At 58.0% G+C, this 8390-nt stretch carries 7 protein-coding genes and 1 pseudogene; 3 read left to right on the top strand and 5 right to left on the bottom strand.

The window, feature by feature from the left end; genetic code table 11:
* Window position 1 precedes the first annotated feature (1 nt).
* Both B9Z48_RS14185 and B9Z48_RS14190 read right to left on the bottom strand, forming a co-directional pair.
* Window positions 2–2512 carry an FtsX-like permease family protein gene (locus B9Z48_RS14185; RefSeq protein ID WP_146186293.1) on the bottom strand — a complete coding sequence of 837 codons (2511 nt, stop codon included), beginning with the start codon at window positions 2510–2512 and terminating at the stop codon, window positions 2–4.
* 32 nt (window positions 2513–2544) lie between these two features.
* Window positions 2545–3207 carry an ABC transporter ATP-binding protein gene (locus tag B9Z48_RS14190; RefSeq protein WP_108379215.1) on the bottom strand — a complete coding sequence of 221 codons (663 nt, stop codon included), beginning with the start codon at window positions 3205–3207 and terminating at the stop codon, window positions 2545–2547.
* A gap of 307 nt (window positions 3208–3514) precedes the next feature.
* Here B9Z48_RS14190 and B9Z48_RS14195 point away from each other — a divergent pair, with 307 nt between their 5' ends.
* The gene (locus B9Z48_RS14195) at window positions 3515–5446 is read left to right on the top strand and encodes an AAA domain-containing protein (RefSeq protein WP_233261133.1); all 1932 of its coding nucleotides are present in this window, start codon (window positions 3515–3517) and stop codon (window positions 5444–5446) included.
* A gap of 244 nt (window positions 5447–5690) precedes the next feature.
* On the opposite strand, the gene B9Z48_RS14200 is transcribed toward B9Z48_RS14195, so the two are convergent.
* Both B9Z48_RS14200 and B9Z48_RS14205 read right to left on the bottom strand, forming a co-directional pair.
* Complete coding sequence (locus B9Z48_RS14200; protein WP_108379219.1) at window positions 5691–6047, bottom strand: helix-turn-helix domain-containing protein; 357 nt, start codon at window positions 6045–6047, stop codon at window positions 5691–5693.
* A pseudogene (locus B9Z48_RS14205) lies at window positions 6028–6417 on the bottom strand (type II toxin-antitoxin system RelE/ParE family toxin). Before B9Z48_RS14205 ends, B9Z48_RS14200 begins: the two are co-directional and overlap by 20 nt.
* Before the next feature lie 46 nt (window positions 6418–6463).
* Between B9Z48_RS14205 and B9Z48_RS22115 the strand changes: the two are divergent.
* The gene (locus B9Z48_RS22115; RefSeq protein WP_108379221.1) at window positions 6464–6742 is read left to right on the top strand and encodes an AAA domain-containing protein; all 279 of its coding nucleotides are present in this window, start codon (window positions 6464–6466) and stop codon (window positions 6740–6742) included.
* A 101-nt stretch (window positions 6743–6843) separates the two neighbouring features.
* A complete protein-coding gene (locus B9Z48_RS14215) occupies window positions 6844–7584 on the top strand; it encodes a type IV toxin-antitoxin system AbiEi family antitoxin domain-containing protein (RefSeq protein ID WP_108379223.1) in 741 nt (246 codons plus the stop codon).
* 211 nt (window positions 7585–7795) lie between these two features.
* Here B9Z48_RS14215 and B9Z48_RS14220 read toward each other — a convergent pair whose 3' ends face one another.
* Window positions 7796–8269, bottom strand: a complete 474-nt coding sequence (locus B9Z48_RS14220) for an ATP-binding protein (protein ID WP_108379225.1) — start codon at window positions 8267–8269, stop codon at window positions 7796–7798.
* Window positions 8270–8390 lie beyond the last annotated feature (121 nt).

The raw sequence follows: 8390 nt of genomic DNA on the forward strand, positions 1-8390 counted from the left end.
TTCACCAATCGGCCCTCAGGCTTTCGGCCAAGCGTTTGGAATCCAGCCCTTGGCCAGCCGCCCAACGCGCCGCCAGCACGCCCAGCATCAGCAGCACAGCACTGATCGCCAACCACTGCCCCACATCCAAATGCGTGTTCATGGTCCAGTGAAAAGACTCAGGGTTCACTTTGTGGATCAAGATCTGGCTCATCAAACCACCCAAGACACTGGCCCACACCACGGCCACAGCCAAGAGCAAACCGACTTCCAAAGACACCAGGCGCAAGCTGTCTTGGTGTGATAGCCCCAAGTGCGCCAGCAAGCCGAACTCGCGCCGCCTCAAAAGCAACTGACCAGTGACACCCGCCGCCACCGAAAACAGGGCCACAAACAAAGCCGCAGCTTCCAGGGCGTAGGTCATGGCAAAGCTGCGGTCAAAAATTTTGAGCGACAGCTGACGCACATCGCTGGCACTGATCCATTTGAGTTGCGTGAGTTCTGGCACTTGGCGCTGGATGTTGGCGATGACTTGCGCCGTGTCTGCACCGTTTTCTACCCAAACCGAAACGCTGGAGCGCGAACGGTCGCCCGTGATGGCCTCGTAGTCTGCGGTCGACATGATCACCGAGCCGTGTTGGCGGCCATAGTCTCTGTATAAGCCGCCGACCCACACTTTGGACGGACCCTGCGAGCCCAGTGGCAAGCTGGCTTCTTCGCCCACACGCCAGCCGTACAGGTCGGCCATGGCCTCGGAACCAAAAACCACCCGATGCTTTTGCCCATCCACAGCTGGCAACTTGGACAAACCCACCAAGGCCACCGACTGCATCGGGTCTTGCAAGTTCACAGGCTTCGCAATCAACACCACCTCAGGCCGGTCGTTGGCGATGCGCAGATTTCTTTGGCGGCTGGTTTCCACCTTTTGCACTTGAGGCACTTTGGCCACCAAAGACTGCACCGCCGGGTCAAACCCCGGCTGATCGACCATCGACTGGCTGCTGGTGTAAAGGTCAGCGGGCAACACCAAACCCAACCAATCAGACACCGAGGTTCTGAAACTGCTGACCATGACCATCATGGCCACGGTCAATGAAAACGCCGCCACCGTGCCCGCAATCAAAGGCGTGGCCGCAGAGGGCGCTTGCGCCAGCCGCCAAACGGCCAAGCGAACCACAGCCGGAACGCGCAAAGGCGCCACAACACGCGACAACGCACCCCAGAGCTTGGACAAAATCCACGGCACCGCCAAAAGCCCGGCGCACAGCAGCGCCGCAATCGCCCCATAGGCGGCCCAGGGCAAGCTACCCAGCGTGGGCAACATCAGCAACACCACGGCCAGCGCAGCGCTCAGCAGACTCCACTTCAAAGTGGGCAAGCTCAGCACCAGTGTTTCGGCTTGGCCCGCACGCAACAAAGCCATGGGCCGACGCCAATTGATTTGCGACAAAGGCAGCCACGCAGATGCCAAGCCCATCAGCACCGCGGCCATGGCAAAAACAAACAGCGCCACCCAGTCAATGACCATGGCAGCGGGTGCGCCCGAAAAGTAGTTGCCGCCCAAGTCACCCCCCACGATGCGCATCAAAACGGCCGCCAACAACAAGCCCATGCCCACACCCAAGGCACCCCCCAAAGCACCAATCAGCCCGCCTTGAGCCCAAACAAAGCGCCGAAGCCACGACTCGCTGGCTCCCAGCACACCCAACAAAGCCAGCTCGGCCCGCTGACGAACAATGGACAAATGCACCGCTGTGGACACCAAAAATCCCCCCGTGAGCAAGGCCACCATGGCCAGCACCGTCAGGTTCACCCGGTAGGCCCGCGACAGCAGCGACATGCGCCGGTCGCGGTCTTGTGTGGCCACCAATTGCAGGGATTCAGACTGCGCTTTTAATGTGTCACTCAGCCCCTGTGTGCTTTGCCAATCTTCGAGGCGCAGGTCCAGCCTGGACACCACACCCAGTCGCTTGAAGGCCCATTGCGCACTGCCAATGTCCATCACGCCAATCACTTGCGCTGCAGCGCCTGGAACCTCGCCTGCCACCCGCAAGTTCACCGAATCCAGGCCATGCCGCAGGGTTATGCTGTCGCCCACCTTGACGTTCAAAACTTCCAAAGCTGCACGCGACAAAAACAGCGCCTTGGCATTGAACAAATCAACGGCATCCCCTGTGGAAGAAGGCGACAAAGAGGGCAGCAAAGACGGCGACACCACGGCGGCTTTGAAAATATCCAGGCCCAGCACCGTCAGTTGGTCGGTGCGCACCACCAGCACAGGGCTCACAGCTTGGATGCCCAAAGCCGCCCGGCGACGGTCCCAGTCTTCGATTTGCCGGTCATCTATCTCGCCCAAAGGCGCAACCAACTGGGCCGATGCTTGGCCATTGACCGTGTCCAAGGCTTGGCCAAACGAGGCGAGTGCCGAATGGTTCACGGTGTGAATGGCCACCGCCAGCATCACACCGATGGCCACCATCACCAGCGCAACCAACCAGCGCGTCCAAGCTTGGATGGAAGCGCCTTTCAACAACCAAAGGAAAAGGACCTGCTGGCCCGTCAAGCTCAACAAACCAAGCCCTTTTTGGTCAGGCGCAGCGTTCTGCCCATGGCCCTGGCCGCCTCGTCAGAGTGGGTGACCATGACCAGACTGGTCTGGCGCTCTTTGCACAAGCCAATCAGCAGGGCCAGCGTCTTGGCGGCGGTGTCGGTGTCCAGATTGCCGGTGGGCTCGTCTGCAAACACCACTTTGGGCCGATGCACCAGCGCACGCGCCAGCGCCACACGCTGCTGTTCACCGCCGGACAAACTGGTGGGCTTGGCGTCTAGCCGTGTGGCCAAGCCCAAGTCGCCCAACAGCTCTCGCGCCGCCTCTGCGGCGTCCTGGCCAGAAGCATTGCCCAACAAACAAGGCACCATGACGTTTTGAAGTGCTGACAAATGTGGCAGCAGGTGGAACGCCTGAAACACAAAACCCATGTCGGCTTGACGACAAGCGCGCCGCTGCTCAGCCGACCACGCCGACGTGGGCTGGCCAGACCAATGCACCTCGCCATGGGTTGGGACTTCAAGCCCCGCCATGATGTTCAGCAAGGTGGACTTGCCGCAACCCGACGTGCCCTGAATGGCCACATGCTCACCCAAAGCCAGGTCAAACGACAGGCCTTCAAACAGCCATTCACCTGGCATATGGGCGTGGCCCACTGACATTAAACTTAAAACAGACATGGATCAAAGCCGAGGTGTGAGCGGGGAGGGGAGGGGTGGTGTGTGTACCCAATCCATTGTGTCGGTGATTATGGTTCGCGTCGCCTAGCTTTGCTCAATGGGCCTGACAGTCAGCACACTTTGGGGTTTAGGTACGATCCAACCCCAGCGATCTGCCCATGGCGGTTTTAATGCCCCCCGAATTCCCTGTTCTTGCATTTATCGCGCTTAACCTCCTATTCCTTTGGCTGATCCCAACCCAACCCCCACCGCCAATAGCACTGCTCAAGTTGATGTTCAACAAGAGTTGCGTCATGTGCGCGCACTCATGCACCTTGAGCAACAGGAAGACCAGGCGCAGTTCAAGCTCAAAAACGCCAGTGCCAGCATCAAGGAGCGCCGTCGGCGTGGCCTGACTTGGTACCCCGTCACCATCACCCAAGAAGACATTGGGTTTGGGGGCAAGGTGGTGCTGGAGCTGGAGCGCCCGGCGCATCGGCAAGACCTGCACTTGTTTCAGGTGGGGGCGGCTGCGGCGCTGTTCAGCAGTGCGCCCGGCTATTCGGGGCCAGACCGGCCCGTGGTGAGCGGCGTGGTGACCCGCGTGCGGCGCAACAAGCTGCTGTTGGCCACCACCAAAGAAGCGCTGCCCGACTGGGTGCTGGACGGCAACACGCTGGGTGTTGACCTGACGTTTGACGAGGTCAGCTACCGCGAGATGAACCAAGCCCTGAGCGCCGTCATGGCCGCCCACGGCAACCGCTTGGCCGAACTGCGCGACGTGCTGCTGGGCGCTCAGGCCGCCCGCTTTCGCGAGCCCCAAGCCGACGACCTGTTTTACCCCAGTGCGCTCAACGACTCGCAACTGGCGGCGGTACGCCATGTGGTCACGGCGCAAGACGTGGCCATCATCCACGGCCCGCCCGGCACGGGCAAAACCACCACGCTGGTGCAGGCCATTTTGGAAACCATCCGGCGCGAGCGGCGCGTGCTGGTGTGCGCCCCCTCGAATACCGCCGTGGACCTGCTGACCGAAAAGCTGGCCGAGCGCGGTGTGAACGTGATCCGCTTGGGCAACCCCAGCCGCGTGTCGGAGCTGCTGCTCCAGCACACGCTGGACGCCGGGGTGATGGCCCACGCCAGCTACGCCAAGATGCACGCGATGCGCCAAACCGCCGAGCAGCACCGAGAGGCTGCCAGCGAACGCGTGCGCAACTTTGGTTTTGAGGAGCGACAGCGCCGCCAATGGCTGCGTGAAGAAGCCCGCACGCTGCGCCAAGCTGCCGACGATTTGGAGCGCTTCATGACCGAGGACGTGCTCGAATCGGTGCAGGTCATCACCTGCACGCTGGTGGGCGCCAGCCACCGTCACATTCGCCACCTGAGCTTTGAGACCGTCTTCATCGACGAAGCCGCCCAGGCCTTGGAGCCGGGTTGCTGGATTCCCATTGCCAAGGGCCAGCGCCTGGTGTTGGCGGGCGACCACCACCAGCTGCCGCCCACCGTGAAAAGCGAAAAAGCCGCCCGCGAAGGCCTGCGCGAAACCCTGTTTGAAAAGTGCATCCAGCGCCAACCCAACACGGCCCGCATGCTGAAGGTGCAATACCGCATGCACGCGCACATCATGGGCTTCAGCTCACAGAAGTTTTATGGCGGCCAACTGGTGGCGCACCCCAGCGTGCGCGACGCTGACCTGGCCGCGTATGACCCGCGCTTTAATGACCCGCGTTTTGCACCCGACCTGCCTGTGGAATTCATCGACACGGCGGGCTGTGGCTTCTCGGAACTGGCCATCCCCGAAAGCCGTTCAACCGCCAACCCTGAAGAAGCCCACTTGCTGCTGGAGCGACTGGCGCAGCTGCTTGCGCTAGGCGAGCCCACCGACCCAGACCAGCGCCCGCTTACCATTGGCGTCATCGCGCCGTACCGCGCCCAAATCAACTATTTGAAAGACGCCATCGAAGACAGCGCTGTGCTGAACGACTTGCTGCTGCAACGCAGGCTCAGCGTGGGCACCGTCGATTCGTTTCAGGGCCAAGAGCGCGACATCATTGCCATCACCTTGACGCGCAGCAACCCCCAAGGCGAGATCGGTTTCCTGTCCGACATCCGCCGCATGAACGTGGGCATGACCCGCGCACGGCGCAAGCTGCTGCTGGTGGGCGATTCGTCCACGCTGTGCAAGCATCCGTTTTTTGGGGATTTGTTGACTTATGTGAAGGGGGTGGGGGGGTATCGCACGGCGCGTGAGGTGGCCTAAATGGGTGCCTGCTTGAGCGCTGTTTGCCGTCAGGGACTTGCAGCGCAAGGGGGGTGCAAGTTGTACCCCAGTTGGCAACTATTGATCCGGCACGCTGATGTTTGAAATTTATTGCACAGACATCCCGTAGGTCGGTGGCTTTAGCCCCGACATTGCTGGCTTCGGCGTAGGCTGCATGTCGGGGCTAAAGCCACCGACCTACAACCGACAAACACAGGGGCAGTTCAATCTTCATAGGGCCGGATCAATAGGCCGCTGCCCGTGATCGGCGGGCAGCACCTGCGCGCTTGTTGAGTGTGACGTCTCCTCCCAAGTGGTCGATCACCACGGACGGGCGATCAGGAAACTTGGCCACCAGTTCTAGCTTGCCGCCTATGCTCTCCACATAGTGGCGCATCGTTGAAAGCAGCATGTCGCTGCGCTTTTCCAAACGAGAAATGGTGTCCTGACGCACCCCCAAGGCGGCAGCCATTTGCTCTTGTGTTTGCTGGGCGGCATGGCGAAGGTCTTTGAGTGTCGCCAACTCCATGGCCCGATCCTCCACCCGTTTTTTGCGATCTTTGGGCAGTGCAGCCATCACGTCATCGAGTTTTCTTGCCATTTTTGGACTCCTTGGTTGATTGACTCAAAGTGCCCTGATGATCGTCGTAACGCGCATCGGCCACCGTGAGTAAGCGCTTGTAAAACCTGCGCTGATCTGCCCCACCTTTATCTCCACCCACCAGCAAGATGGCTTGTCGGCGGGGATCGAAGGCAAAGGCCACTCGTCAAACCTGACCATTCCAAGAAAACCGAAGTTCCTTCATGTTGCTGTGTCGTGAACCCTTCAGGGTATCGACGGTAGGTCGCCCCAATTCAGGTCCAAACATCGCCAGCAACTTGGCATGTGCCAAGAGTTCGTCTTGAAGTTCCTCGACCAAAGCTTCGAACTCAGCGTGGAAGGCGTCGTGAAACAGAACAGTCCAAGTCATTGCAAAATTATGGACTTAAAGACATATGGAGTCAAATCCATTTTGAGTGACAAACAGAACTTTGACGCGCAGCAACACCCAAGGCAAGATCGGCTTCTTGTCCGACATCCGCCGCATGAACGTGGGCATGACCCGCGCACGGCGCAAGCTGCTGCTGGTGGGCGATTCGTCCACGCTTTGCAGTCATTCGTTTTTTGGGGAGTTGTTGGCTTATGTGAAGGGAGTGGGGGGTATCGGGCAGTGCATAAGATGGGCAAACAGATTTGAAGGAAACCAGACAGACAGGCTGATTGAAGTCAGACTTGACATCAGATGTTTGAAATAATTGAAGAAATTCACTTCCAATGCTTTTTTTCAGAAATATTTCAAACAAATGCCCTGAGACCTCTTGCCTCTGTTTGAAATATTTAAGATAGTTCACTTTAAATGCGAGTTTCTAAAAATATTTCAATCAAAGAGCTTCTGGGCAAACTCGAATGGGACACGCCATACAGTTCCCGTGAGCTGCAGATGCTGGGCTTGGATTCGACGGCTGCGGCCCGTTTGGCCCACACAGGCTGGCTCAAAAGATTGGGGCGCGGCGTGTACCAAGTGCCCAACGCCAAATTGGACATGAACAAAACACTGGCGCACCTGTCGCTTGAAGTTCCGCAATTGCATGTTGGCGGGAAAACCGCTTTGGCATGGCGCGGAACACGCCACAACCTTGCACATCAGGAGCGCTTGAACTTATGGGGCCACAAAGCGGCACGGCTGCCCACATGGTTCACAGAACTGTTCAACGCCAACTACCAGTCAACCCGGATTTTTGACGACGCATTGCTCAAAGGGTATGGTCTGGCACCCCTTCCCGCAGGACACCCCCAAGTGATGGTTTCTGTTCCCGAGAGAGCGTTGCTGGAACTCTTCAGTGACACGGGCAAGCTCCAGTCTCTGGAAGAAACCTTGAACGTCGCTGAAAGCGTTCGGCACCTGCGCCCAGAAGTCCTGGACACCTTGCTGACCCACACCACACGCGTCAAGGTGGTGCGACTGGCCAAGGCCTTGGCCGAAAGCCTTGATTTACCTTGGCTTGAGATTGCCAAGAAACACAACGAACGGCTTGGAAGTGCAAGCCGCTGGGTTGCTGTGACCAGGGACAAGAAAATTCTTCACCTCAAAAAATGAACCCAACCTACGTACAAACGGTCAACCTGCTGCTGGACATTGCACCCACTGCGTATTCCAGAACCTATTGACCATCCGCTCCAATCCCTCGTGACCATCACTTCCAGTCAAAGCTGACCACTCAGTCCAGCAAGTTGACCAAAGAAAAAAGTATGGCGATTTGACCAGGATAGTAGTCAGACTGACATGGTCAATCTGACTACTCAGACTATCAGCTGGATTGCATTTTTTTGCGAGCCATTGTTTTTCGCATGGACTCCCCTTTCAGAGATAACCGATGCGATTGATGCACCACGCGATCCAATATCGCATCAGCAAGCGTGGGATCAGGAAAGAACCCATGCCATTGATCGGTTGGATACTGCGTTGTGATGAGCAATGATCCTGTGCGCATTCGACGATCAATCACATCTAACAAGAACTGCGACGCATGTTGATTCATCTCACCCAAACCCAGATCGTCAAGTATCAACAAACTTGGTTTGCTCAATGACAGCTTCAGAGCGGGCAATGAGCCATCAAGCAATGACTCTGTGATTGCTCCGTAAAGATCACTGGCGCGATAGAAAAGGACTGGCATTTTTAGCCTGCACGCCTGCTGGCCAAATGCACACGCAAGCCACGTTTTACCAACACCCGTAGCGCCTTGGATGATCAAATTTTGCTGACGCCTTATCCATGTCACTTTTCACCATATAGAGGCCAAACCGTTTTCGGCATTTAGGAGCCACCCCGTTTTCGGCATATAGGAGCCAGTGCGTTTTCGGCACTTACAGGCCAGCTGAATTTCGGTATATAGGAGCCAG

The sequence above is a fragment of the Limnohabitans sp. WS1 genome (assembly GCF_003063265.1).
In the GTDB taxonomy this organism is placed as follows: domain Bacteria; phylum Pseudomonadota; class Gammaproteobacteria; order Burkholderiales; family Burkholderiaceae_C; genus Limnohabitans_A.